26 protein-coding genes, 1 tRNA gene and 2 pseudogenes are annotated in these 24,041 nt (G+C 54.1%); 14 read left to right on the top strand and 15 right to left on the bottom strand.

All coding sequences use genetic code 11. The features are described from left to right. Positions 1-25: 25 nt before the first annotated feature. Complete coding sequence (locus tag RSDT_RS03805; RefSeq protein ID WP_145954807.1) at positions 26-805, top strand: hypothetical protein; 780 nt, start codon at positions 26-28, stop codon at positions 803-805. Positions 806-978: 173 nt separating this feature from the next. On the opposite strand, the pseudogene RSDT_RS03800 reads toward RSDT_RS03805, so the two are convergent. Then, positions 979-1,544: pseudogene (locus RSDT_RS03800) on the bottom strand (carbon starvation CstA family protein); the annotation flags it as partial. 76 nt (positions 1,545-1,620) lie between these two features. On the opposite strand from RSDT_RS03800, the gene RSDT_RS06935 reads away from it, so the two are divergent. Beyond that, entirely contained in the window at positions 1,621-1,827 is a 207-nt protein-coding gene (locus RSDT_RS06935) for a hypothetical protein (RefSeq protein ID WP_145954806.1), read from the top strand. A gap of 295 nt (positions 1,828-2,122) precedes the next feature. Here the strand turns inward: RSDT_RS06935 and RSDT_RS03790 are convergent, their stop codons facing one another. The 7 genes from RSDT_RS03790 to RSDT_RS03760 form a co-directional block, all read right to left on the bottom strand. Next, positions 2,123-3,091, bottom strand: coding sequence for a hypothetical protein (locus RSDT_RS03790; protein WP_096399623.1), 969 nt, complete (start codon positions 3,089-3,091; stop codon positions 2,123-2,125). Continuing rightward, positions 3,091-3,726 carry an HAD family hydrolase gene (locus RSDT_RS03785; RefSeq protein ID WP_096399622.1) on the bottom strand — a complete coding sequence of 212 codons (636 nt, stop codon included), beginning with the start codon at positions 3,724-3,726 and terminating at the stop codon, positions 3,091-3,093. Before RSDT_RS03785 ends, RSDT_RS03790 begins: the two co-directional genes overlap by 1 nt. A gap of 8 nt (positions 3,727-3,734) precedes the next feature. Continuing rightward, positions 3,735-4,334, bottom strand: a complete 600-nt coding sequence (locus tag RSDT_RS03780; protein ID WP_231941761.1) for an acyltransferase — start codon at positions 4,332-4,334, stop codon at positions 3,735-3,737. Between the two features lie 8 nt (positions 4,335-4,342). Then, a complete protein-coding gene (locus RSDT_RS03775; RefSeq protein WP_096399621.1) occupies positions 4,343-5,113 on the bottom strand; it encodes a 3-deoxy-manno-octulosonate cytidylyltransferase in 771 nt (256 codons plus the stop codon). A gap of 139 nt (positions 5,114-5,252) precedes the next feature. Next, complete coding sequence (locus RSDT_RS03770) at positions 5,253-6,167, bottom strand: NAD-dependent epimerase/dehydratase family protein (protein WP_096399620.1); 915 nt, start codon at positions 6,165-6,167, stop codon at positions 5,253-5,255. A 3-nt stretch (positions 6,168-6,170) separates the two neighbouring features. Next, the gene (locus RSDT_RS03765; protein ID WP_096399619.1) at positions 6,171-6,962 is read right to left on the bottom strand and encodes an HpcH/HpaI aldolase family protein; all 792 of its coding nucleotides are present in this window, start codon (positions 6,960-6,962) and stop codon (positions 6,171-6,173) included. A 51-nt stretch (positions 6,963-7,013) separates the two neighbouring features. Then, complete coding sequence (locus RSDT_RS03760; protein WP_096400494.1) at positions 7,014-7,526, bottom strand: nitroreductase family protein; 513 nt, start codon at positions 7,524-7,526, stop codon at positions 7,014-7,016. Positions 7,527-7,762: 236 nt separating this feature from the next. Between RSDT_RS03760 and RSDT_RS03755 the strand changes: the two genes are divergently transcribed. Together RSDT_RS03755 and RSDT_RS07865 are read left to right on the top strand one after the other, a co-directional pair. Next, positions 7,763-8,323: a nitroreductase family protein gene (locus RSDT_RS03755; RefSeq protein ID WP_096399618.1), complete on the top strand. Its 561-nt coding sequence runs from the start codon at positions 7,763-7,765 to the stop codon at positions 8,321-8,323. 284 nt (positions 8,324-8,607) lie between these two features. Beyond that, positions 8,608-9,084: pseudogene (locus RSDT_RS07865) on the top strand (hypothetical protein); the annotation flags it as partial. A gap of 9 nt (positions 9,085-9,093) precedes the next feature. On the opposite strand, the gene RSDT_RS07160 reads toward RSDT_RS07865, so the two are convergent. From RSDT_RS07160 to RSDT_RS06930, 7 genes are all read right to left on the bottom strand, one after another. Then, the gene (locus RSDT_RS07160) at positions 9,094-9,630 is read right to left on the bottom strand and encodes a tyrosine-type recombinase/integrase (protein ID WP_096399617.1); all 537 of its coding nucleotides are present in this window, start codon (positions 9,628-9,630) and stop codon (positions 9,094-9,096) included. A 175-nt stretch (positions 9,631-9,805) separates the two neighbouring features. Then, positions 9,806-9,897: transfer RNA gene (locus RSDT_RS03740), tRNA-Ser, on the bottom strand. A 290-nt stretch (positions 9,898-10,187) separates the two neighbouring features. Further along, positions 10,188-10,334, bottom strand: coding sequence for a hypothetical protein (locus RSDT_RS07050; protein WP_172414409.1), 147 nt, complete (start codon positions 10,332-10,334; stop codon positions 10,188-10,190). Between the two features lie 8 nt (positions 10,335-10,342). Then, positions 10,343-11,107, bottom strand: a complete 765-nt coding sequence (locus RSDT_RS03735; protein ID WP_096399616.1) for an enoyl-ACP reductase FabI — start codon at positions 11,105-11,107, stop codon at positions 10,343-10,345. Then, the gene (locus tag RSDT_RS03730; protein ID WP_096399615.1) at positions 11,058-12,020 is read right to left on the bottom strand and encodes a phosphoribosylaminoimidazolesuccinocarboxamide synthase; all 963 of its coding nucleotides are present in this window, start codon (positions 12,018-12,020) and stop codon (positions 11,058-11,060) included. Before RSDT_RS03730 ends, RSDT_RS03735 begins: the two co-directional genes overlap by 50 nt. A gap of 2 nt (positions 12,021-12,022) precedes the next feature. Next, the gene (gene hisD / locus RSDT_RS03725; protein WP_096399614.1) at positions 12,023-13,354 is read right to left on the bottom strand and encodes a histidinol dehydrogenase; all 1,332 of its coding nucleotides are present in this window, start codon (positions 13,352-13,354) and stop codon (positions 12,023-12,025) included. 27 nt (positions 13,355-13,381) lie between these two features. Beyond that, positions 13,382-13,855: a hypothetical protein gene (locus tag RSDT_RS06930; protein WP_145954805.1), complete on the bottom strand. Its 474-nt coding sequence runs from the start codon at positions 13,853-13,855 to the stop codon at positions 13,382-13,384. Between the two features lie 100 nt (positions 13,856-13,955). Here RSDT_RS06930 and RSDT_RS03715 point away from each other — a divergent pair, with 100 nt between their 5' ends. The 10 genes from RSDT_RS03715 to frr all read left to right on the top strand — a co-directional run bounded on the left by RSDT_RS03715 (position 13,956) and on the right by frr (position 23,744). Then, entirely contained in the window at positions 13,956-14,585 is a 630-nt protein-coding gene (locus RSDT_RS03715; protein ID WP_096400492.1) for a DUF47 domain-containing protein, read from the top strand. Next, positions 14,578-15,582: an inorganic phosphate transporter gene (locus tag RSDT_RS03710; protein ID WP_096399612.1), complete on the top strand. Its 1,005-nt coding sequence runs from the start codon at positions 14,578-14,580 to the stop codon at positions 15,580-15,582. Before RSDT_RS03715 ends, RSDT_RS03710 begins: the two co-directional genes overlap by 8 nt. Positions 15,583-15,632: 50 nt before the next feature. Then, entirely contained in the window at positions 15,633-16,238 is a 606-nt protein-coding gene (locus RSDT_RS03705) for a hypothetical protein (RefSeq protein WP_145954804.1), read from the top strand. Positions 16,239-16,535: 297 nt separating this feature from the next. Next, complete coding sequence (gene dsrA / locus RSDT_RS03700; protein ID WP_096399610.1) at positions 16,536-17,849, top strand: dissimilatory-type sulfite reductase subunit alpha; 1,314 nt, start codon at positions 16,536-16,538, stop codon at positions 17,847-17,849. A gap of 18 nt (positions 17,850-17,867) precedes the next feature. Continuing rightward, complete coding sequence (gene dsrB, locus RSDT_RS03695) at positions 17,868-19,013, top strand: dissimilatory-type sulfite reductase subunit beta (RefSeq protein WP_096399609.1); 1,146 nt, start codon at positions 17,868-17,870, stop codon at positions 19,011-19,013. 57 nt (positions 19,014-19,070) lie between these two features. Continuing rightward, positions 19,071-19,307, top strand: a complete 237-nt coding sequence (locus tag RSDT_RS07400; protein WP_096399608.1) for a dissimilatory sulfite reductase D family protein — start codon at positions 19,071-19,073, stop codon at positions 19,305-19,307. A 672-nt stretch (positions 19,308-19,979) separates the two neighbouring features. Continuing rightward, entirely contained in the window at positions 19,980-21,896 is a 1,917-nt protein-coding gene (gene speA / locus RSDT_RS03680; protein WP_096399606.1) for a biosynthetic arginine decarboxylase, read from the top strand. A gap of 228 nt (positions 21,897-22,124) precedes the next feature. Then, positions 22,125-22,367: a hypothetical protein gene (locus RSDT_RS03675; RefSeq protein WP_096399605.1), complete on the top strand. Its 243-nt coding sequence runs from the start codon at positions 22,125-22,127 to the stop codon at positions 22,365-22,367. A gap of 78 nt (positions 22,368-22,445) precedes the next feature. Continuing rightward, entirely contained in the window at positions 22,446-23,162 is a 717-nt protein-coding gene (gene pyrH / locus RSDT_RS03670; protein ID WP_096399604.1) for a UMP kinase, read from the top strand. 21 nt (positions 23,163-23,183) lie between these two features. Next, positions 23,184-23,744 carry a ribosome recycling factor gene (gene frr / locus RSDT_RS03665; RefSeq protein WP_096399603.1) on the top strand — a complete coding sequence of 187 codons (561 nt, stop codon included), beginning with the start codon at positions 23,184-23,186 and terminating at the stop codon, positions 23,742-23,744. Positions 23,745-24,041 lie beyond the last annotated feature (297 nt).

The raw sequence follows: 24,041 nt of genomic DNA, 5'->3' as shown, positions 1-24,041 counted from the left end.
ACTTGACAGCTCTACATGCGCACAGTTGCACCGCTACTTTCTCACTCTGGACTCCAGCGTTGGCATCCTGACTGACGGAGTGCGGTATCTGTTTTATTCCAACACCAATGACGGCAAAAAAATGGATTCTGTGCCATTTATGGAGTTCAATCTGGAGAATATAGACCCGATCCTCATTCCTGAGCTGCGCAAAATCTGCAAAGGAAAATTTGACCGGAAAACGACACTGGATACTGTCAACGAGTTACGCTTTAACAGGCAAATCAAGCGGCTGTTGGCGCAGCAGATGGATGACCCAAGTGAAGGCTTTGTGGATTATTTCATTCGTGAGACGTATGAGAGACGGAAGACACCAAAGGTGCGGAATCTATTTTTCGGATATGTAAAGCGTGCTTTCAGCGAATTTGTGACAGAGCAGATTGACGAACGCCTGAAAAGCGCTCTCGCGGCAACGTCCAAAAAGGAAGGTCCAACTTGCGTGCAGGAGCAGGAAGAAATAAAAAGATTGGCCACTACTACAGAGGAAGAATGGCAGGCGTATTACCTTGTCAAATCGTTGCTTATGGGCACTATTGACACAGGGCGCGTCTATCTTCGGGATAACCTCAATTTTTGCAATATCCTGCTTAACAACAGCCTGCGAAACCCTATTATCAAGCTGTTTTTCAATGACCCTGAAAAAATGTCTATTGAACTGATAGGCCCAAACAGGGAAAAAATATCATATCCCATCAGCAAGGTTGAAGACATTCTTGCTTACGCGGAAGCCATCCGCGCGACGGTAAAGATGTATGACGAAGGCTAAAGAAAATTCCGCGTAAAAAAATATAAATTTTCTCTTGACAGCCTCCGTATTGAACTATTGTCCGAGGACGCGACTGCGGACGTCGGTAAAACTTTTCCCGCTCAGCGGACAGAAACAAGCCATATCATCCCGTTGGCATATTAGGGGAAGGCCGCACTCCACTTCTTGGGCTTTCTGTCAATGTCCAGCCAGCCGAACAGTTCGGGATGCGCCGTCGCCCAAGGGCCGGAAAGGATGCACAGGAACAGCAGCACAATGCCGATAACAGAGGCGCCCATGACGTCGCCCTTGCGCCATATCTGCATGTACAAACCCATGATGACAGCGATGGGAATGGTGGCCGCCACCGTGTAGGTGGTTTTGTCAATCTCCTGCGTGGCGATATACGCGAGACTTTGCCCGCGATGGCGCACAGAGGCGAAGAGCACGACCATATCGTGCACGCCGCCGGCCAGTACGCAGCCGATGAGAATCCACAGCAGCCCGGGAAGATAACCGAACTGCGCCGCCAGCACGGGCGCCCCAGCAGAGGTCCGGCTGCGGCAATGGCCGCGAAATGGTGGCCGAAGAGCACAACTTTGTTTGTTTGCACATAGTCGTGTCCGTCCGCGAATTTGACGGCGGGCGTCTCCCGCGCGTCCCATATGTTCAGGACTTTGTTGGCAATAAAGAGAGCATAAAAACGGTATCCTATGGCAAACACGCATAAAGCCACAAAAATCACCGTTAAGGCATTTATGACATTCTCCGTGAAGGTATGATTATGAGGCCTTTCTTTCTAAAAATAATTAATAGATAGCGGCTGACTCCATTACATGTCAATCAAATTGTCCATACGCGCTCAACAAAGTCTTTTCGGCTACAGCACGCAATCCAGCCCGAAATCACCGGACAAGCCGCGCGGCAAGAGCGCGCTTGCTCAAGACGTTCGGCAATGGCCGAACAGGACGGCGCGTCAACATTCTGCCACAGGCAGACCAGCCAAGAGCGGCACGCAAGCCCCCTTTCCCCGTGCGCTGTAACGGCATTTTGCAAGCTGACGGGCAGCAGCACGGAGCGAGGCCCGACCGCGTCAGCTCAAAGCAGCCGGGCTGCGCAGTCGACCGCAAGTTTCGTGTTTAAAGATGCCTTGACGAATGTCGCCTGCAGGCGTGCCAGCGCTTCCAATCAGCCGCATTCGACAGTGCAGCAGGCTTCAATTTCGTGCAGATGCGCCTGATCAAGTCATATACCCCGGCTTTACCGGGGTATATGACTTGAGTATGTTATAAGTATTCCTGCGCGTGATGTCAGCGCATTGACGCATGCCGTCCGGGTTTATTCCCGGTTGGCCGTCCGGACAAAAGCGTTGTATGTCTTGCGGCTGTTATGTGAGGCCGTGTTCAGATTGTGCCTGATCCGGCTGTGAAAGCCCTCGGAAAAGCCTTGCGCCAGCTCTTTAGGGAATATCGCCGCTTCTTTGAGAAAAGTGCGAAACCCCCGCTCTGTTTTTGTATCTCCTTGAAAAGGCGATCTCCCCGCCGCGGTCAGGGCCGTTTCTATATCTTCATGCACACGCAGCAGGGCCCCCTTGTCAGGTGGCTCCTGCTTCAGCAGGGCGGCGGCTGTTTTGAATAGGGAAAAAATTTTTCTGCTTTCAACAATCTGGCGTTTTAAGGGGTTATTGCGCAAAAGAGTTGCTTCTGCCTGTGCGGCCATGCCGGCCGTGGTGGTCAAAAAAGCGTCACGGGCATTTATAAAGGCTGTGTGCGTCATCTCAAGACGTGTGATAATTTTGTTGCCTCTGGCGTTGTCATCCCGGATGCTGTCGTTCCTCACATATTTTTCAAGAAGGCGGTAGTCCGCCGGCATTGTTTCCAGCGCCGCGCCCATGAGATTAACATATTGTAAAAGCTGGCGGCGCACGTCAGCCGTAAACATCTCCGGCGGCGGAGCAAGCCGTCCGGCGGCAGTCTCCCGTGCGGAAGCGTATACTCTTGGCGCCGGTTCAAGCCGCCATGTTTGCAGATACGCATGGGCGTTATTCAGCAATGCATCCGGCAGGGTATAAGGTTCTTCCGCCAGCAGCGAGGCGGCAGTGTTGTAAAAGTCCACCAGTGCCGCTGCCTGTGCCTTTTCTGCGGGCGAGAGCAGCGGCTCAGCTTCCGGCGCGGGCGCGTGCGGCGATGACTGAACATGCGCCGGCTGCCAAGTTTGCTGTTGCGCACGGTCGTCTTCGTTGTCAGGGCGACAAGCCGCCAGAAAGAGGAGAACAGACAGGCAGATGGGCAAGAGTAGTGTTTTCATCAGACGTGGGCCAGAATCCAGTCATTCAGGGCCGTGAGATCCTGGCCCCAGGGAAAATTTCCGCCTTTGAGCATATCTCCTACGCCATAAAACTGTGTTTCCGCGTATTCTGCGGCATCACGGTCTGTTGTCGCGTCGCCGACCATCAAGATATCTTCCGGCGGCAATCCCGCTATGCCGACGATCTCGGCAAGCAGCTGCGCCTTGGCCGGCGGCGAACCGTAAATATCTGTAAAAAAGTGTTCAAGCTCCCGCTCGCGCAGGATCATGCGTACTTCTTTCCGCGGCGCGCCGGAACAGACAAACAAGGGCAGTTTGTCACGCCAGGCGTCCAGTACGGCCTGCATGCCGGGAATCAGCGGGCAATGCCGGATTTCGTCAAGGGCATATTCAGCAAAGCGACGGCCCCATTCGGCCGATGTCTCCGGCGCTATTTCACGGCCAAGCACTTCACGAAAAAACCACTCGAATTTTTTATAACGGCTGACTCCGCCGTGCGCCATGTGGTACATGACAAAGCGCTCCTCCGCTTCCTGTCCGTAAGGACGCGCCAGGCGGGCAATGGTCTTGGTCTTGACAGGCACGCTGTCAAGAATCACGCCGTCACAGTCAAAAACAAGACATTTCAGAGCCATGGCTACCCTCAAATATTTTCGCCGCGTCGTCCGATCATTTTTGCCGGCACGCCGGCGACAATAGCAAAGGGTTCCACATCTCGCGTCACTACAGCGCCCGCGCCCACCACCGCGCCCCGGCCGATGCGCACGTCGGGCGTTATCACGCAGTTTGCGGCAATCCAGACGTCTTCTTCAATGATTATTTTCCCCGGCTCGTGCCCCTGATGCATGATCGGCGTTTGCTGCCGGCTGAAACGGTGATTGGCGGCGCGCAGCACCGTGCCGGGGCCGATTGCCGTATATGCCCCGATTTCGATAACGCCGTCGTCCGCGCCAAGGTGCACGCACGGAGAAACAGCCACATTTTCGCCTAAAATCAGAAGGCCGTTGTTGGCTGTGATAAAAGAACCGCGCCCGAGGCGCACGCCATCGGAGAGACGCATATTGCGGCAGGCTGCCAGCGTCAGGGCGGTGCCGAAGCGAACTGAACCGCAAACGCCGAAAAGCGGCCGCCAGGCGGCAAGGCGCGCCGCGAGACCAAGCGACGTTGGCAGCCAGGCAAAGCAGGCGATCCAGAGCTCTTCCAGAACTGCCGCGATGCGTGTTTTACGGGGCGGCGCCTGCAAAACTCCGTCTACCGCGTGTATTGTTCCATCAGCTTGTCCCCTTCCATAAGCCGTTGCACGCGAGCCAGATCTTCAGGCGTATCCACGCTGAAGGTTCGACAGGCTGTGGGCACCATGCGCACTTTTTCGCCGTATTCAAGAATACGCATCATATCCACCGATTCATAAATTTCCAGCGGGCTTTCCTCCATCCCGTTAAAACGCAACAGATAGTTGCGCCTGAAGGGAATAATGCAGACCTGTTTGCGCATGGGCACTTTTCCCGAACTTTTTTTACGCGATGGCACAGGTTCGCGCGAGAAATACAGCGCGTTGCTGTTACGGTCAATCACCACCTTGACTTCATTGGGATCTTCAAATTCTTCAAGCGTTTCCATCTCGGCCATCAGATTGACGACATTGATGGAATCGTCGTCAAGCATGGGAGCGACGGCAGCGTCAATTATCTCGGGCGTAACCATGGGCTCGTCGCCCTGCACCATAACGACAATATCCGTTTTTTTGCCGGTTGTTGCCTCAATTTTGAGCAGCGCCTCAGCGGTGCGCGTGGAGCAGCGCACATGATGGTCGCCTGTCATCACGCATTTGAGGCCGGCGTTTTTACAATAGTCCACTATGATGTCGTCACATGTGGCCACATAGGTGTCCGAGAGCATTTTGCTCATGGCTGTGCGAAAAGCCACATGCCCGACCATGGGCACATTGTGGATGAGAGCGAGCGGTTTGCCTGGATACCTGCTTGATCCCATACGCGCCGGAATGACAGCGACAATGTTCATGGAAGACACCTCTTTGTTATTTATTGTCCCGCTCTGGAGGGTTAAAACCCGCCTTCATGCGGCAGCTTCAGCATTTCTCTTTCTTGGGCTGTGGCGTCAAACAAAGTGTGCATGGGGAGTATTCATTTATAAATAAACCCTAAACGTCAGTGGGCAGCAAATAGCCTCCCTCTGCCTGAAGTTCAGGGTGCAGGGCTCTGTGCGCGTCTTCCATGACCCGCAGAATTCCCTGTCCAAGATCCACGCTGAGCAGCGGCGTCAGTTTGCGCCCTATTTTTGGCATGAACGAGTAAGGCGTGATCTGATAGTGCCCGCTGTTGGGATCGTCCTGATAGTTGACGGTCAAATTTTTGTTGAGCATTTCGCCTATCATCTTGAACAGATTCTCGACGCGCATGGGCTGATTGCCGGCAACAATGATGTTCTGATTTTCAAATTCCCAGGCCAGTACCGCCAGTGTGGCTGCGGAGGCGTCGTCAACGTGCACGTATTCACGCAGGGCTGTGGGGGAGCCGTAATATGTAATGCAGCCGGTTGTCAGCGCCTCGTGGACAAAGCGGTGGATGGCGTTGCGTTTGTCCGCGCGCGGGCCGTACAGGGAGCCGTAACGTAATATGGTATACGGCAGATTGTGCATGGCCTGATAATTTTCAATATAGATTTCACACGCCTGTTTGCTGCAACGATAAAATCCCCCGGATTTCCCATAAACATAGAGTGTACTTGCAAACACATAGCGTTTTACCTTCGCGTTGCGGCAGGCCTCCAACAGCATGGCATTGCCGAGCACATTGATTTTCGTCGTGTCCACAGGGCGTGTGTTCGCTTCTCCAATATCGGCTATCCCGGCGTAGTTAAAAACTATATCAGCGCCGTCCACGCCGGAGGACACGGTTTTCTCGTCCAGAATATTGCCCGTGAGCATGATCTGATCCGGCCGCAGCCAAGGCGAGGGGCGCAGATCAACGATTGTCACCGTATGCCCTGCTGCGGAAAGTTTATCGCAGATATGCGAGCCCAGAAAGCCGGAACCGCCGAATACAGTAATTTTCACTGGCTACGCTCCAGATTGTGGCCGTTCAGCCGCTTGCCATAAAAACACGCCGTCAATGCCGTAAGAGATGAAGCGCACGCCTGCGGCCGTCTGCCGCGCCAATTCCTTTGGGTCCGGCTGAACGATATGCAGCCCCATGTTCGTCTTGTGTCGTTTGCACGCCTCATGAATACGCGTCATGGCGGTCTGAAAGTCAGGGTGGTCAAAGCGTCCCGTAAGCCCCATGCTGCCGGAGAGATCATATGGGCCGACCATGACAGCGTCCAGACGGGGATGCGTCAGAATGGCGTCAAGCTGTTCCATCGCCCGTATGTGCTCAATCTGGGCCACCAGAAAAATTTCCGGAGCGCGGTCATTCATGTATCCGTCAAAATGCCTGCCGAAGACATTGGCCCGGCAAAAACCCACGCCCCTGTATTCCTGTACGGTTTCACCAAGCTTACGCCAGTTGTCCTGACCGGGGTATGTGGCCCAGCCCACCGCCTGATCAAGTTGCGCGCGGCTTTCAATCATGGGAAAGATGAGCCCCTGCGCGCCTGCTTCCAGCGCGTTTTTGACGGCTGTTCTTCCTGCTTGTGGCAGCCGGACGAAGGGCACCGCGCCGCCGCACTCTATGGCGCGGAAAATATCCGGCAGGCTGCCCCGACTGAAGGAGCCGTGCTCCATATCCACCGCCACCCAGTCATAGCCGGCGCGCGCCATAAGCTCGGCCACATCCGCTGAAGGCAGTTGCAGCCATGTTCCTACGGTTGGCGTGTCCGCCGCAAGCAATGCGCGAATGTCGTGTATGTTCATAAAATCAGCTCGCAGTTTTGGCGTCCGGTGGCTGATGCGGCTTATGCCTCGTTATTGCCAGCGGTCATAGTGGATTTTTTCCGCGTTGTAGCGGTTCGCTTCGGAAAACGCTTCTGCCGGATGCCCGATAACCACTATGCTCAACGGCATGATGTTGGACGGCAGGTTGAGAGTTTCACGTATGACCTTGGCGCGATCCTTCATGGGATGCAGCCCGCACCAGACAGTGCCGAGGTTTTTGCCGCGCGCGGCCAGCATGATGTTCTCCGTGGCGGCGGAGCAGTCCTGCACCCAAAAGCCGGGTTCTTTTTCCTCATTCAAATTTGCGCAGACAACGATCACAACCGGCGCTTCAGCCGCCATTTTGGCATAGGGGTGACGTTCGGCAATGGATTTGCGCACGGCCGCGTCCCGCACCACCACAAAATGCCAGGGCCGGCAATTGTGCGCGCTCGGCGCCAGCATGGCCGCCTTGAGCAGAAGCGTGACATCTTCATCACTGACTGGTTCCGTCGTGTATTTGCGTATGCTGCGGCGGGTGAAAATCGCTTCAAACATATCCATTTCTTTGCTCCTTTTCAAAAAACACATCTTGGGACGGGAGTAGTATACCCCAATTCCGCAGAAAATAAAAGAGCAGTCTCCTGCCCGGATTCGATCCTGATCCCGCGCATGTTGCAACACATTTTTGGGACTAAACATCTAACCAAATACCACCCTTGCGAACTCACCTGCATCATGCTGTATCATTAGCGTGCAAACACTGCCTGTTGCCGACAAAGGAGACAGCTAAAGAACACGTGAAAACGGCCCGCACCTGCCGCCGTTTTGCGGAAAACCAGCCTTTGAACATGGCGGATATGGACTGGCTTGTCGATTGCGCGCGACTTGCGCCTTCGGCAAAAAACGCCCAATCCTTGCGGTTTACGCTGGTAGGCCCCGGAGAAACCTGCAAAAAACTTTTTTCGCTGACAAAATGGGCCGGCGCGCTCAAAGACTGGGGCGGCCCGCATGAAGGCGAACAGCCCACAGCCTTCATCGCCGTTCTGATGCCGGCAGACGCAGGGCAACTGGTCTGCTTTGACGTGGGCATAGCGGCCCAGACCATGCAGCTTGCGGCATGCAGCCGGGGGTGGGGCTGCTGCATGATCCAGTCTTTTGATCATTCCGCAGCGTCCGCGCTCTTACATGTGCCGACAGGGATGAAAATCGCGCTGCTCATCGGCTTTGGCGTGGCCAAAGAAACACGGGTAGTGGTCCCCATGCCTGCTGACGGCGCCTTCGCTTACTGGCGCGACGCCCAAGGCGTGCACTATGTGCCCAAACGCGATCTGAAAGAACTGGTGGCCGCGCGGTATTGACATTGGTTTGCATGCGTTCGTCATACGAAGCGGGGCATTGGTGGTTATTTTTGCATTACCAACCAGACGATGGCAACGACATGCATATGATTAACATGTTGATTTTTCCACTAAAAGAGAAATAATCTTTGCCGCGTCAATGAGAGTTTTTGGGCATTGTCAGTGGATTTTACAACGGCAGGGCGGTAGCGGTCGATCTTCATTTTTCGGAGAGGTCGGTGCGCCAGCGATTATTATTTCAACGCCTCCTCGTGCCGGTTGAGAATCAGAATAATAGGCCTGAGATGTACTTTGAACTCCCCAACATTGTTGAGGTCAGTACAGCAAACGAACTGACAATTCCTCGTGCAAGAGAGTTGCACGAGGCAATTCTGCATGGGCGCGACTATACACTCATCCAGATTCTTCGATGCGAGGTCGATGGCAGCACTGCGCAGGAGTGTTTTGTCATAGAGATCGAGTGCGATGGTGTGCCGCCCAGAAATTCCGTAGGTATCCACTATCGGGAGCGCTTGGCGTTGTGTGTTCCAAGAGATGCCAAGCGGCTTGTTGAAGTTTTTGCGCTACGCAAAGACTTTCCCGTCCTGATACACCAGAATCAAGTGTCGCCAGATGCGCCAGCAAATCTCTGCCTATATTTCGAACTGCCAACGGCAGTCTTCCGTAATTGGACACCACAAAATTTTTTTCGTCGTATTCAGTGGTGGTTAGAAAAAAGCTCTCGTGGGGAATTGCATCCATCAAATCTACCAGTTGAGCAACTGTTTTTTTCAAGCCCAGCGGAAAATCAGGGAGCAAATGCTGCGTACCCGATGGGCTTGGTCAACGGCTCCGCGTGTTTCGATCTTCCGCAGCACGGCGAGAAGTTCAGGCGGGGTTATTTCACCAACAGGCCGGTTGCCAAGTAGCGGGAACACATTTTTGTCGATGCGCTCCATAACGTCTTTGGCGTAACCTTCCGTCCAAGTGAGCTTCTGGTTTTCGTGCCATTCTCGCGCAACGAACTCAAAGGAGGTCTGAACGCTCCGCGCCTTAACCTTCTTTTCCATTGAGGGATCAATACCCCCGCTCAACTTTTTTTTGGCGTCAGCACAGGCTTCCCGTGCTTCTTTCAAGGAAAGTTGGGGGTATGTGCCAAGGGTCAACAACTTTTCACGGCCCTGAAAGCGGTACTTCAAGCGCCAGCTTTTCGCGCCGCTTGGAGCGACGAAAAGAAAGAGACCGTTGCCGTCAAAGAGTTTCTGGGGTTTGTCTGTAGGCTTTGCACCGCGAATAGCGGTGTCTGTGAGAGCATTAGACCGAGACATGGGGGTATCACTCCTGGCAAGGGGTTTCATACCTCCAGAAGTACCCCCGAAAAGGTGGGCTGTCTAAGGTGGGCTGTCTATGGAATTTTTCAGCCGAACCCGGACAAGACGTTTCGATAAATCTCTTGCCAGGAAACACTTTCCAGCTTGTCCGGGGTTCAGCTGAATTAAAATCTGGCGGAGAGGGAGAGATTCGAACTCTCGGTTGGCTGTTAACCAACACACGATTTCCAATCGTGCTCCTTAGGCCAGCTCGGACACCTCTCCGTGCGGCAAACAAGCGCGTCAGGTCAACAGTAAATAAGCTAAAAGCGTATAAGGCGCAAGAAAAAAGCGTACAAAAGTTCAGCTCTTTTCCCTCTCGCGGAGGTGGTTGATGTTGGGCACTCAGGGGAGCACAATCACTTGGTGGCATAATAGGCCGGAGCAGGTAACGCGCAAGCACAAAGCACAGATTGTCGCCTTGTTGCGTAACTGTTCGCGCAATCGGCCTTTGCCGGGATTGCATTGATGCCGAACGGTCAAGGGCGGGCAATGGCCGCGTCCCCGTTCATGCGTCAGGGCCGGGCAGGCGGATCTTTATTGTCGTTCTTTTGTCCGTGCGGTGGCTGTTTGTCGACCCTGCCGCCCACGCAGTAATATACCAGCAGTCCAAAGGCGGACACGGCAAAAATGCCCAGAACGTTCAACAGCATATAATTCACAACGGCACTCAAATACCGAGCTTGCTGAACCCGCTGTCTACATAGACAATTTCGCCTGTAACGCCATGGGCAAGGTCGGAAGCCAGAAATGTGGCCACGCCGCCGACATCTGTTGTTGTTACGTTGCGGTGCAGGGGGGCGGCTTCCTCCACACGGGTAAAGATGTTTTTGAGGCCGGAAACCGCGGACGATGCCAGTGTTTTTATGGGGCCGGCGCTGATGGCGTTGACGCGCACGCCGTTTTTGCCGAGGTCAAGCGCCAGATAACGCACAGAGGCCTCCAGCGCTGCCTTGGCGACGCCCATGACGTTATAGCCCGGTATAATCTTTGTGGAACCGTGGTAGGTCATGGAGATCACTGACACGCCGTCGTGCAGCAGCGGCTCAAAAGCGCGGCACAGCGCGGTCAGCGAATAGACGGAAACCTCCAGCGCGAGCTTGAAGCCGTCGCGGGAGACGTTGAGATAGCGGCCCGTCAAATCGTCACGATTGGCGAAGGCGACTGAATGTACAAGCACATCCACAGTGCCCCATTGCTGTTTGACTGTTTTCACGGCGGCTTCAATCTGCGCGTCATCGCACACGTCGCACGGAAAAGTAAATTCTCCGCCGATTTTTTCGTTCAAGGGGTCCACCCGTTTTTTTATGGCGTCCCCCACATAATTGAAGGCAAGGCGTGCGCCTTGTGCCTTGAAACAGGATGCTATGCCCCAAGCAATGCTTTTATTGTTGGCAAGGCCTATAATCAGAGCCTTTTTCCCTTGCAGCAGCATGTATTTTCTCCTTCCTTAAAGCAGGGTCTGTTCCGCCGGCCAGAACAGCAAAGGCTTCTTTATAACGTTCTGCTGTGGCGGCTATTACATCATCCGGCAGCGGCGGCGGCGGGGGACGCATATCCCAAGGCTGTTTTTTCAGCCAGTTGCGCAGATATTGTTTGTCAAAACTCGGCTGACTCTGCCCAAGTTTGTACGTTGCCGCGGGCCAGAAGCGGGAAGAGTCCGGCGTCAACACCTCGTCAATAAGGTGTAGTTTGCCGTCAATAAAGCCGAACTCAAACTTTGTATCCGCCACAATAATACCGCGTTCTGCGGCGTAAGCCCGTCCGGCTTCATAAATTCCGAGAGAAAGCTGTTCGGCTTCGCCGGCTGCGGCTTCGCCGAGCAGACGCCCGGCTTCGGCAACGTTGATATTCTCATCGTGTTCACCGAGCGTGGCCTTGGTGGAGGGGGTAAAGAGCGCCGGCTCCAGTTCGTCTGATTCGCGCAGACCGGCGGGGAGCTTGTGGCCGCACACCGTGCCCCTTGTCTTATAGTCTTTCCAGCCTGAGCCGGTGATATAACCGCGAACAATACATTCCACCGGCAGCGGTTTTGCCTTGCGCACCAGCACGGCACGGCCTTCAAGCATGCCCGCCCAGGGGGCCAGCGCGGTCGGAAAGCTGGCGACATCGCTTTCCAGCAGATGGTTGGGGACAACATTTTTAAATTTTTCCATCCAGAACAGGGTGATTTTATTCAATATCACCCCCTTGTAGGGGATGGGCTCGCTCATGATGACGTCAAAGGCCGACATGCGGTCTGTGGTGACAATCAACAGCGTATTGTCGTCCACTTCATAAATATCACGCACTTTGCCCCGCGAACGCAAGGGATAGGCTGTAATATCTGTTTTTATAACGACTTGCATAATTATCCCCCGTTCGCTGCTTCGGCTTTTTCCCGAGGGAGGCGCGCTTCCACAGACCTGGCGTGGGCCTCCAGTCCTTCCAGTCGGGCTAGATCGGCAATAGCCGCGGCGTGTTCTCGCACAAAAGAGGGCGATACTGCTACTATGCTGGTTTTTTTGCAGAAAGTTTGTACGGAAAGCGCGGAGGCAAAACGTGCCGTGCCCATGGTGGGCAGGACATGGTTTGGCCCGGCGTAGTAGTCTCCAACAGCTTCCGGGCTGTGTTGGCCCAAAAAAACAGCACCCGCATGGCGTATGCGCGGCAGCAGGGCCCACGGGTCACGTGTGCAGAGTTCCAGATGTTCCGGGGCGACGAGGTTGGCTATGGCAATGGCCGTGTTCATATCAGAAGTCACAACAATGGCGCCCCAGTCGCGCAGCGCGCGCGCGGCTGTCTGGGATCTGGGCAGGGTGGCGCACTGTTTTTGCAGTTCCTGCTGAAGCGTTTCGGCAAGGCGGTCATCGTCGGTAATGCACAGCGCTGACGCCAGAGGGTCGTGTTCCGCCTGCGAGAGCATATCCGCCGCCACAAAGGCGGGATTGGCAGAGGAATCTGCCAGAATCAGCACTTCGCTCGGTCCGGCGATCATGTCAATGCCCACTGTTCCCCGGCAAAGGCGTTTTGCGGTTGTCACCCAGATATTGCCCGGCCCCGCGATGATATCCACAGGGGGCAGGCTCTCCGTGCCGAAGGTCATGGCCGCTATGGCCCATGCTCCGCCCACGCGGTAGATTTCGCCTATGCCCAGCAGATGCGCAGCCGCAAGAATGTGCGGGTTGATGCTGCCGTCCTGACGCGGCGGGGTGCAAACGGCAATGCGCGGCACGCCGGCGGTCTGCGCCGGTATGGCGTTCATAAGCAGGGTGGAGACAAGCGGCGTGTTGCCGCCCTGACCGCCCGGCACATACAGGCCGGCCGCGTCAACAGGCGTTATTTTTTGCCCCAGGATGCCGCCGTCCGGACGGGTCATAAACCAGGATTTCTCCATCTGTGCTTCGTGAAAATCGCGAATATTGGCTGCCGCTCCACTGATTTGTTCTCTGTGTTTCACAGAAATTTGGGCAGCGGCGCGGGCGATGTCCCGCCCGCTCACGCGCAGGGGCGGGGCGAAATCCGGGCAGTCAAAGCGTCGCGTATAACTGACAAGCGCTTCATCGCCATTGACGCGCACAGCGGCGAGCATTCCCCGCACGGTGTTTTCCATGCTTTCGTCAGGGGCGCAACGGCCCTTGAGCCATTGGGAGGCACCAGGCCATTCCTGCTCATTGCGCAGTGTCAGAATGCGGCATGTCATAATTCTCCTCACAGTGAGGAGAAAAATCTATAAAATTTTTAGACAAATGTCGAGCGCATAACCAAGAAGGCAATTTGCAGCCGGCTTACGCAAGACAGCTGGGCGCAAGCCGCTGGTGCGGACATACAGTTTTTGCAGCCTTATTGTTATCCGACAACAGAGCCTTTCGGCCGATAATCCGGGGTTTTTTAATTTAAAGACAAAAGGCGACAGCACAACAGTTTTAATTCCGTCAAAATACGTTCTGATATTGTTCTGCAACAGGAGGGAGTTGTGCAGCATCGAACGCATCAAGGATGCCACACCGGACGAAGCGGAAGACCTTGGGCAGATATGTTCCGGCAGCCGTCGTTTTGTAAAAGCGGTAATTGTGGATAGCAAAAACGGACACCGTTCCTTGGCGTGACTTGCCGCCGGAATGTGGGAAATGGAAAAATCATATTTTCTCACGGTGTTGCCGCTGATTGCAGGGGAAAAGGCAGATGCGGTATTGGTGGACAAAGGATACGATGCCAGTGTAAAAAATGTCTTGAAAAGACTGCCCTTGAGGTATACACTGCAAGAAGAGTCAAAAAGTTACTATAATCCGATGGAAAAACATATGTTTGCCTTTCTATTGCCGAAATCAGCGCCTTTTTTCGCCATGCTGCTGGAACAGAACGGCCTGCTGCGCAGCACGGCCGAACTGCTGGTGGAAATGCTGGAAGACTCCGTGGGCAAGGGGCATGTCCATAAAGAAATAACCTTTCTTGAAGATGAAGCTGACAAGCTCTACGGCCGCATTGTACTCGATCTTTCCCAAATCTTCATCACGCCTATTGACCGTGAGGACATCCTGCGCATCAGTCATGCGCAGGAAGAAAGCATTGACTGTCTGCACGGCCTGAGCACGCGTCTGCATATTTTTGAATTTTCGAGTGTGCGTTTTCCCGCTTTGCAGATGGGGCGCACCATTGCGGCCATGCTTGACTTGACGCGCCTGATGCTGGAAGGCCTGAGCAAGCGGCGGGACTGCCACAAGACCCGCGAATTCAGGAAGTTGCGCGGTGAATGTGACATGCTGCTTCCCGTCGCCCTGGCAGAGCTGATGGACGAACAGCAAGAAATCACGCCGGTTCGCATTATGCAGATATTGAAATGGAGTCAGGCTTACGACCGCATCAACATGCTGCTGGAACAGGTCAATGCGCTTGCTGAAACTATTGAAGAAGCAGTGCTGAAAAATGTGTGAAGCGCCCCTGCTTCTCATTGTCATTATACTGATGGCGCTGGTTTTTGACTTTACAAACGGCGCCCATGATTGCGCAAACGCCATTGCAACGGTAGTTTCCACAAAGGTTGTTACGCCGCGTTTTGCCGTGGGTGCGGCGGCATTGCTCAATTTATGCGGGGCGCTTATGGGAACGGAGGTCGCCAAAACGCTTGGCGGCGGCATTGTGCTGCCCCAAGTTGTGGAAGGCAGCCATCTGCTTGTGCTGGCCGCGCTGTTGGGGGCCATCGCATGGAATTGCATCACCTGGTATTACGGCATCCCTTCTTCTTCCTCGCACGCCCTGATCGGCGGGCTCATCGGCGCGGCTGTGTGCGAGGCGGGATTCTGGGCGCTAAACGTCAAGAGTATTGTCGTCAAGGTCTTGATTCCGCTTGTCGTTTCGCCTGTAGCTGGCTATACGACGGGCATTTTTTTAATGTGGCTTGTTTATTGGATATGCGCGCGCATCCACCGCAAGAAGGTCAATACGATTTTTCGGCGTATGCAGCTTGTGTCTTCCGGGTGTATGGCGTTCAGCCACGGGCTGAATGACGCCCAGAAAACCATGGGCATTATCACGTTGGCTCTGGTGATTTTCGGCGAAATTGACTCCATCGAAGTGCCGTTTTGGGTCAAAATAGCCTGCGCCTGCGCCATGGCGCTTGGCACGGCGCTCGGCGGCTGGAAGATTGTGAAGACCATGGGAAGCCGCATCTTCAAACTGGAGCCGCAGCACGGTTTTACTGCAGAGACTTCCGCTGCCATGGTCATCGCGGGAGCCTCGCTCATCGGCGCACCGGTCAGCACCACGCACACCATTTCCGCCTGTATTTTCGGCGTGGGCTCCACCAAGCGGCTTTCCGCGGTGCGCTGGCCTGTTGCCGCCAATCTGGTGACGGCATGGGTGTTGACTTTGCCGGCGGCGGCTCTTATGGGTTTTATTGCCTGCAAGCTTTTGCAGTGGGCTTTGGGGTAGGGGAAGGCATGCGACATTGTGTATGGATATCCGCTTTGCTGGGCGTGTGCATGTTTGCTCTTTCATTTACGATTGCCGGGGCGGAACAGGGAGCAGGCATTAATGCCAAGGGATTTTTTGCCCTGCTGCCGCCCAGTATTTTTGAAAACACGGTCGAGGGCCTGTCCGAAACTGAAAAACAGCGTCTGCTCGTCGACGGCCAGGCAGAATTCTGGCAGCTGGCCGACGAGACGGACGACGTGCTTGTTTTTTCATCACTGCCCTTTCACGACAGCACGGTGGCGTTGCGTCTTTTTCGCAATACGGCTGACAACTTCTGCATTGCGGCCATAGGTACAACGGACGGTCCGCTTTGCACCATGGAGCTGTGGCGGATGGACAATTCCGGAAGAATTGTGCCCATCGACGCGCCGGCTGAACCGGACATCAGGGAATTTCTGGAGCCGGGCCGGCTCCTGCCGGATGGAATTAATCCATCCGCGCTGATATGTCTGGACACTGACGGCGTCAGGGCGCAGCCCCTGTTCTGGAGCAGCAGGGGCCTTGCAGATATGTCTGTTGCCAATGACATACGTTATCAATGGACCGGCACCGCTTTTGAAAAACAGATTCTGCCGAAAAATCCGGCCGCGCCGCGCTATTCCATTTCTAAGTAAGGATGGTGTTAATAATCCATGTCCATGAGAAAATTGACCTGGCGATCTCCATGGGGCCCGACAGATTTAATGTTTATACAGCCCATTTCACTTTGGGACTAACTACCTAGAAATTCATTCGATTGTCCTGTAAACTTTGCCGGGAGGACTTGCCGTTGCAATAAAAAAGGGATATACTAAAAAAAGTATTACATGTGTAACACCACGTTATGCGCCTTTTCCCATACGGCGTATACGATTCGGGACGACACGTCTTGTGACTTCCATGATACAACAAAACCATATGGAGGTAAGGCAATGGCGAAACATGCAACTCCCCAGTTGGATCAGCTTGAGTCCGGCCCTTGGCCGAGCTTTGTGTCCGACATTAAACAAGAAGCAGCCATGCGGGCAAAAAATCCCAAAGGGCTCGACTACCAAATCCCGCAGGACTGCCCTGATGATCTGCTGGGTGTGCTGGAACTTTCCTATGCGGAAAAAGAAACACACTGGAAACACGGTGGGATCGTTGGTGTGTTCGGTTACGGCGGCGGAGTTATCGGCAGGTATTGCGACCAGCCGGAACAGTTTTCCGGCGTGGCGCATTTTCACACCATGCGTGTGGCGCAGCCATCCGGCAAATACTATAACACCAAATTTCTGCGCGATCTGTGCGACATCTGGGATCTGCGCGGTTCCGGCCTGACCAACATGCACGGTTCCACCGGCGATATTGTGCTTTTAGGCACACAGACCCATCAGCTGGAAGAAATTTTCTTTGAGCTGACCCACAACATGCATGTGGATCTCGGCGGTTCCGGCTCCAACCTGCGCACGCCCGAGGCCTGTCTTGGCCAGTCACGCTGTGAGTACGCCTGCTATAATACCCAGGATATGTGCTACCAGCTGACCCAGGACTATCAGGACGAATTGCACCGCCCGGCCTTTCCCTACAAGTTCAAGTTCAAATTTGACGGCTGTCCGAACGGCTGTGTCTGCGCAATGGCCCGTTCGGATTTTGCTGTTGTGGGCACATGGAAAGACGACATCAAAATTGATCAGGACAAAGTCAAGGCCTATGTGGGCGGCGCTATCAGACCGAACGCCGGTGCGCATGCCGGCCGCGACTGGGGCAAATTCGACATTCAGGCTGAAATGATTGACCGCTGCCCCAGCCGCTGCATGAAGTGGGACGGAGCGAAGCTTTCCATCAAAACTGCGGACTGCGTGCGCTGCATGCACTGTATCAACACCATGCCCCAGGCGCTGCGCATCGGCGACGAACGTGGCGCGAGCATTCTTGTGGGTGCCAAAGCCCCGGTGGTGGACGGCGCGCAGATGGGTTCGCTGCTTATGCCCTTTATTTCCTGTGAAGCCCCGTATGATGACGTCAAAGAAGTCATTGAAAAAATCTGGGACTGGTGGATGGAAGAAGGCAAGAACCGTGAGCGCGTAGGCGAAACCATGAAACGCCTGTCTTTCCAGAAGCTTCTGGAAGTCACGAAAATTCCTGCAACCGCCTGTCATGTAAAGGAACCTCGCTCCAACCCGTACATCTTCTTCAAAGAGGAAGAAGTTCCCGGCGGCTGGCAGCGTGATCTTGTCGCTTACCGTAAGCGTCATCAACGCTAGCAGAAGAGGGAGAAGAACATGGTTTTTATTTCTTCCGGGTACAATCCCGAAAAACCGATGGAAAACCGTATCACCGACATCGGGCCCCATAAGTATGACGAATATTTTCCGCCGGTCATCAAAAAGAATCTCGGCAAATGGCTGTACCACGAAATTCTGGAGCCGGGCGTTCTCATGCATGTGGCCGAAAACGGCGATAAAGTCTATACCGTTCGTGTGGGCGGCACCCGCACCATGTCCATCACGCATATCCGCGAGCTGTGCGACATCGCCGACCAGTACTGCGGCGGTTATCTGCGCTGGACAACCCGCAACAACGTTGAATTCATGGTGACGAACGAAGCCGCCATGAAAAAACTGCGCGACGAGTTGGACAGCCGCAAATTCGAAGGCGGCTCCTATAAATTCCCTGTGGGCGGCACGGGCGCGGGCATCAGCAATATGGTTCACACCCAAGGGTGGGTGCACTGCCATACACCGGCCACCGACGCCTCCGGCCCGGTGAAATGCGTGATGGACGCCATATTTGACGATTTTAAAAACATGCGCATGCCTGCCCCGGTGCGCATCGCGCTGGCCTGCTGCATCAATATGTGCGGCGCTGTGCACTGCTCGGACATCGGCCTTGTGGGCATCCACCGCAAACCGCCTATGATAGACCATCAGTGGGCTGATCAGCTTTGCGAAATTCCTCTGGCCGTGGCCGCCTGCCCTACCGCAGCCGTGCGGCCCATCAAGGTGGAGTACAATGGCGAAAAAGTGAACTCGATCGCCGTAAAACAAGAGCGCTGTATGTACTGCGGCAACTGCTACACCATGTGTCCGGCCCTGCCCATTTCTGATGGTGAGGGCGACGGCATTGCCATTATGGTGGGAGGGAAAGTTTCCAACCGCATTTCCATGCCCAAGTTTTCCAAGGTTGTCGTGGGCTACATACCGAACGAGCCTCCGCGCTGGCCTACACTGACCAACACCGTGAAGCATATTGTGGAAGTTTACGCGGCAAACGCCAGAAAATATGAACGGCTGGGCGACTGGGCTGAACGTATAGGATGGGAGAGCTTCTTCAAACTCACCGGCCTTGAGTTCACCCATCACCTGATTGACGACTTCCGCGACCCCGCTTACTATACATGGCGGCAGAGCACACAGTTCAAATTCTAGGAAGTTGTTTAGCCCCGTCGGCGCGTCGGCGCCGCCGGGATGATGGAGAGAACGCACATGGCTGACGACAAAGACATTGTTGTTGATTTTCTGAACAGCAAATCCGCCTCCAAATCCAAGTTTTATTTCAAGGATTTTACGGAACTGTTTCCGGACAAAGGCCCCCGCGACGTCAAAAAAATTCTCACCAAGCTGGTTAATGAAGAAGTGCTGGAATTCTGGTCCTCCGGTTCCACCACCATGTACGGCCTGAAGGGTGCGGGCAAGCAGTCGCATGCCGAAGGTGAGGATTAGGGCAAACCAGCATTAAAATGCGGATTTGCTCTACAAAGATTCGGTGACCGTCGGCGCGCTCGCGGGCTTTACGAACAGTGACAGCATCCCTATGAAGCAACCTTCATGATTTCAAGATGTGCCGCAACCATGTTGTGGCATTTTTTGTTTGTACCTTTCCCCCCTCGCGTTCAAGCTCCGGCGCAGGACGGCATTGTGCATCCAGCCAGTTTCATCACTTTCTCGCAATCTCTTTGAATTGTTTGATTTTCAAAAACATTCTTTCGATAATATTGCGCTCTTTATACAAAAAATTGTCATATGGTAAATCTCTCCAGGGCGTACCTATTTCAGCAATCCACATAACACCTTATAACACCTTCTATAACTAAGCGATTATCGGGAGATGTTCTAGCCGGATCTGCGATTGTACCAAGCAATGCGTCCTTTTCCTCTCCCATTGGTCATCCATGGCCGCGCCGCAAGGCGCGTGTTTTTTGCCCTGGATGCCTGCACCGGCTTCGCGCCGTTCCCTATCCGCTATGGGGGTGAACTGTTTTTATATCATGCTGTTCCTCTGTGCCGCCGTGGAAGGGCAACGCATCACTGCGGCGTGCATTGACTTTCGATGTTTTTACGGCATAATGCCATAATGTGGGGTGGTTGTTTGCGACAACGGCAGGGGAGAGTGTAGTGGCCAAAAATCGTGCATTGCAGCAATGGCGCGTGGAAGATTCCATTGAACTGTACGGCATCCGTAACTGGGGCGCCGGGTATTTCAATGTTTCCGATGAAGGCGAGGTTGTCATCTGTCCGCAGGGCACTAGGGGGCCGCACATTCCCATTCCTGAGATTATTGCCGGTCTGCACGAGCGCGGTTACGACATGCCTGTGCTGTTGCGCGTGGAAAATATTCTGGATTCGCGCATTGCGAATATCCATGAGTCATTCTGCAGGGCCATCAAAAACCTCTCCTACAAGGGAGCCTATCGCGGCGTTTTTCCCATCAAGGTGAATCAGCAGCAGCAGGTGGTGGAAAAAATTGCCCAGTTCGGCACGAGATATCATCATGGCATGGAAGTAGGCTCCAAGGCGGAACTTATCGCGGCCGTCTCGCTGATGCGTGATGCGGAGGCCTGCATTGTCTGCAACGGCTATAAAGATGAAGAGTTTATTGACCTTGGCCTGCTGGCCCAGCGTCTTGGTTTTAATGTGTTTTTCGTCATGGAAATGCCGAGTGAGCTTGAAGTTCTGCTGGAACGCAGCAAGGCGCTCAACGTGCGGCCCAATATCGGCGTCCGAGCAAAACTGGCTGTTAAGGCGGGGGGCCATTGGACGGATTCCGGCGGCGAACGTTCCACGTTCGGCCTGTCGCCGGCGCAGATAGTGGACGTGGTGGACACGCTCAAGACTTGCGGCATGTTGGATTGCTTCCGCCTGCTGCACTATCATCTGGGTTCCCAGGTCTCCAATATTCGCGATATCCGCACCGGCGTTATGGAGAGCGCGCGTCTGTATGTCGGGCTTGCGCAGGAAGGAGCGCCCATGGGCTATCTGGATCTCGGCGGCGGTCTTGCCGTGGACTATGACGGATCGCACACCAACTATATTTCTTCGCGTAACTACAGCCTGGATGAATACTGCGCGGACGTGGTGGAAACGATTATGAGCATCCTGGACGAGCAGGACGTGCCGCATCCGCATATCATCACTGAATCGGGCCGGGCTACCGTAGCCTATTATTCTGTTTTGCTTTTCAATATCCTGGACGTGAGCGCTGTGGCGGAGGTGCAGCTGCCGGACACGCTGTCCGAAGACGCGCCGGAGCCTGTGCGCAACCTGCAGGAGGCGCTTGCCGGCATTTCTTTGCGCAATCTGCAGGAATGCTATAACGACGCCATTTATTACCGTGATGAAATACGCCAGCTTTTCTTTACCGGTCGGGTCACGCTACGCCAGCGCACGCTGGCAGAGCGTTTTTTCTGGGCCATCATCATGCGCATAGCAAGGGAAAAGAGCAAGCTGAAAAATGTGCCGCGTGACCTTGAAGACATTGACGTGAGTCTTGCCGATATTTATTATGGCAATTTTAGTGTATTTCAGTCTCTGCCGGATTCCTGGGCCATAGATCAGCTTTTCCCTATCATGCCTGTGCACAGACTCAGAGAATTTCCTTCGCGTCAGGGCATTATTTCCGATATTACCTGTGATTCCGACGGCCGCATTGACCATTTTATTGATCCGCAAGGCATGAAACCAACGCTGGATCTGCACCCGTTGCGCGACGGAGAAGAGTATTATCTGGGCGTATTTCTGGTGGGCGCATATCAGGAAACATTGGGCGATCTGCACAACCTTATGGGCGATACAAATGTGGTGTCCATCCGTGCGGCGGATGACGGCAGCTATGAATACGTACGTGAAATCCGTGGTGATTCTGTGGCTGACATCCTGACTTATGTGGAATATGAGCCGCACCGCATACTGGAAGACCTGCGCGGCACGGCGGAGTTTGCCGTACGCCAGGGGCGCATCTCGCCAAGCGAACGTTTTGCCATTATGCAGGCATTTGAGGACGGCTTGCGCGGGTACACGTATTTTGAAAGATAAACCAGAGCAGTTCATACCCACCACAGGCGTTGAACCGGCCCTTGGCGTCTTCCGACGTAATCATGTTCATGACAGTCCCGACGGAGGTAAATAAGTCTGCATTGCTTCTTGCCTTGATTCCACACAATAGTTGCCTGACCTTGCTCCACATTGTTTCAACAGGATTCAAACGACGTTATCAGTCCTCGCTTCATCGACGGTAGAGCAGGCGCGGAAAGCAAGCAAGGCATGACGGCAAAAGTGCAGCAAGGAATTGATACGTCCCAGGCAATCCGCCAGGGAAAAATCGTTATTCTGATGAACGATGCGCTGGAGCCAAAAACGGCTTTGCTGAAACTGGCCTTTTCGCCCCATCAGCACCCGGCCTTGTTGCACATGCTGGAAAAGATGGCGCAAAGCGTACTTTTATTGTGGAAGAATGGCCGTTCGCGCGCAATTCTTCAAAATAACACGCACAAAAAAGGCTTTTAGCCGGACGCGATTTGCGTTAAGGTTGTGTTTGCGAGTATTGTATACATAACCGCATAACTCTTGGGAACAGGCGTGGTCATGCCGACACTCAAATACAGACGGGTGCTGCTTAAACTGAGCGGCGAAGCCCTTGCCGGTGAAACGAAAACCGGCATTGCCCCGGAAACCGTGGCCGCCATCTGCGGTGAAATTGGCATGGTGCTCGACATGGGCGTGGCTATGGCCATTGTGATCGGCGGCGGCAATATTTTTCGCGGTCTCTCCGCCTCGACAAAGGGCATGGAGCGTTCTTCGGCCGATTATATGGGCATGCTGGCTACAGTGCTCAACGCGCTGGCGGTGCAGGACATGCTGGAAAAACAGGGCCATCCCACGCGTGTGCTTTCGGCCATCACCATGCAGGAGGTCTGTGAGCCCTTTGTCCGCCGCCGCGCCCTGAGACATCTGGAAAAGGGGAGGGTTGTGATATGTGCGGCCGGTACAGGCAACCCCTATTTTACTACCGACACCACTGCCGCCCTGCGCGGCATGGAACTTAAATGCGAGGCCATCATCAAGGCTACCAAGGTAGACGGCATTTATGACAGAGATCCGGCAACCCACAGCGACGCCGTTAAATTTGACAGTATAAGCTACGATGACACTCTCTTCCGCCGTCTGGGCGTCATGGACGCCACGGCGTTTGCTCTGGTGCGGGACAACAATATGCCCATTATCGTCTGCCGCATGTTCGGCGGCGATATACGCCGGGCTGTGCTGGGCGAAAAAGTGGGCACAGTTGTGCATGATCGCTAACCATAGCGTAAAGGAACCGTCATGGACACGGATACTACACTGCTCGACGCCGAAGAACGCATGGAAAAAGCCTTGACAGCGCTCACGCGCGATTTTGGAAAATTGCGCACCGGCCGGGCTTCAACAACTCTTGTGGAAGGCATCAAGGCCGATTATTACGGAACTCCGACCCTCATAGGACAAATGGCTTCCATAGCCGTTCCCGACAGCCGCACCCTGACCATACAGCCTTGGGACAAGGGCGGTATGGCGGCTGTGGAAAAAGCCGTCCTGCAGTCAGATCTGGGGCTGACCCCGGTCAATGACGGCAAGATCATACGCATTGTTATTCCGCCACTCACCGAAGAACGCCGCAAAGAGCTTGTCAAAGTTGCCCGTAAATACAGCGAAGACGCCAAGGTGGCCGTGCGCAACGTGCGCCGCGACGCCAACGACAGCCTGAAAAAACTTGAAAAAGATAAAATGATCACGGAAGACGATCTCAAAAAGGCAACAGACGACGTACAGAAACTCACAGACAAATTTGTGGCTGAAGTGGACAAAAAATGCGCGGCCAAAGAAAAGGAAATTATGGATATTTAGGATCTGTCGTGAGTTAAACAGGATAAGATATAAGGTATGGCAGGAGGACTGCTGTGCAATGTAGACATGCTTTGAGGAATGACCAACGGGAGAGGATAAAGAACGCATTGCCCGGTAAAATCGAAGATCCGGAAGGACATCTCCCGATAATCGCTTAGAGCATAGCACATCCGCGCGAAGACTGCTCTATTTTATGCCTGTTTTCGGGTTTTTGAAAAGCACGTCTGGGGAATATTTTCGTCGGTGCCGGCTGTAAAGATATGGCGAAAATGTCTTCTTGAAACCCGGTGCCCGCGC

Source organism: Candidatus Desulfovibrio trichonymphae (genome assembly GCF_002355955.1).
Classification (GTDB): domain Bacteria; phylum Desulfobacterota; class Desulfovibrionia; order Desulfovibrionales; family Desulfovibrionaceae; genus Desulfovibrio; species Desulfovibrio trichonymphae.
This window is presented reverse-complemented; position numbering and strand designations above follow the sequence as displayed.

What these genes read in the sequence shown, in the direction of transcription:
- RSDT_RS06935 (WP_145954806.1), top strand. Translation starts at nt 1,621, where the DNA reads ATGTCAATCAAATTGTCCATACGCGCTCAACAAAGTCTTTTCGGCTAC.
- RSDT_RS03790 (WP_096399623.1), bottom strand. Translation starts at nt 3,091, where the DNA reads ATGAAAACACTACTCTTGCCCATCTGCCTGTCTGTTCTCCTCTTTCTG.
- RSDT_RS03785 (WP_096399622.1), bottom strand. Translation starts at nt 3,726, where the DNA reads ATGGCTCTGAAATGTCTTGTTTTTGACTGTGACGGCGTGATTCTTGAC.
- RSDT_RS03775 (WP_096399621.1), bottom strand. Translation starts at nt 5,113, where the DNA reads ATGAACATTGTCGCTGTCATTCCGGCGCGTATGGGATCAAGCAGGTAT.
- RSDT_RS03765 (WP_096399619.1), bottom strand. Translation starts at nt 6,962, where the DNA reads ATGAACATACACGACATTCGCGCATTGCTTGCGGCGGACACGCCAACC.
- RSDT_RS03760 (WP_096400494.1), bottom strand. Translation starts at nt 7,526, where the DNA reads ATGGATATGTTTGAAGCGATTTTCACCCGCCGCAGCATACGCAAATAC.
- RSDT_RS07160 (WP_096399617.1), bottom strand. Translation starts at nt 9,630, where the DNA reads ATGTCTCGGTCTAATGCTCTCACAGACACCGCTATTCGCGGTGCAAAG.
- RSDT_RS03735 (WP_096399616.1), bottom strand. Translation starts at nt 11,107, where the DNA reads ATGCTGCTGCAAGGGAAAAAGGCTCTGATTATAGGCCTTGCCAACAAT.
- RSDT_RS03730 (WP_096399615.1), bottom strand. Translation starts at nt 12,020, where the DNA reads ATGCAAGTCGTTATAAAAACAGATATTACAGCCTATCCCTTGCGTTCG.
- hisD (WP_096399614.1), bottom strand. Translation starts at nt 13,354, where the DNA reads ATGACATGCCGCATTCTGACACTGCGCAATGAGCAGGAATGGCCTGGT.
- RSDT_RS03715 (WP_096400492.1), top strand. Translation starts at nt 13,956, where the DNA reads ATGTTTGCCTTTCTATTGCCGAAATCAGCGCCTTTTTTCGCCATGCTG.
- RSDT_RS03710 (WP_096399612.1), top strand. Translation starts at nt 14,578, where the DNA reads ATGTGTGAAGCGCCCCTGCTTCTCATTGTCATTATACTGATGGCGCTG.
- RSDT_RS03705 (WP_145954804.1), top strand. Translation starts at nt 15,633, where the DNA reads ATGTTTGCTCTTTCATTTACGATTGCCGGGGCGGAACAGGGAGCAGGC.
- dsrA (WP_096399610.1), top strand. Translation starts at nt 16,536, where the DNA reads ATGGCGAAACATGCAACTCCCCAGTTGGATCAGCTTGAGTCCGGCCCT.
- dsrB (WP_096399609.1), top strand. Translation starts at nt 17,868, where the DNA reads ATGGTTTTTATTTCTTCCGGGTACAATCCCGAAAAACCGATGGAAAAC.
- RSDT_RS07400 (WP_096399608.1), top strand. Translation starts at nt 19,071, where the DNA reads ATGGCTGACGACAAAGACATTGTTGTTGATTTTCTGAACAGCAAATCC.
- RSDT_RS03675 (WP_096399605.1), top strand. Translation starts at nt 22,125, where the DNA reads ATGACGGCAAAAGTGCAGCAAGGAATTGATACGTCCCAGGCAATCCGC.
- pyrH (WP_096399604.1), top strand. Translation starts at nt 22,446, where the DNA reads ATGCCGACACTCAAATACAGACGGGTGCTGCTTAAACTGAGCGGCGAA.
- frr (WP_096399603.1), top strand. Translation starts at nt 23,184, where the DNA reads ATGGACACGGATACTACACTGCTCGACGCCGAAGAACGCATGGAAAAA.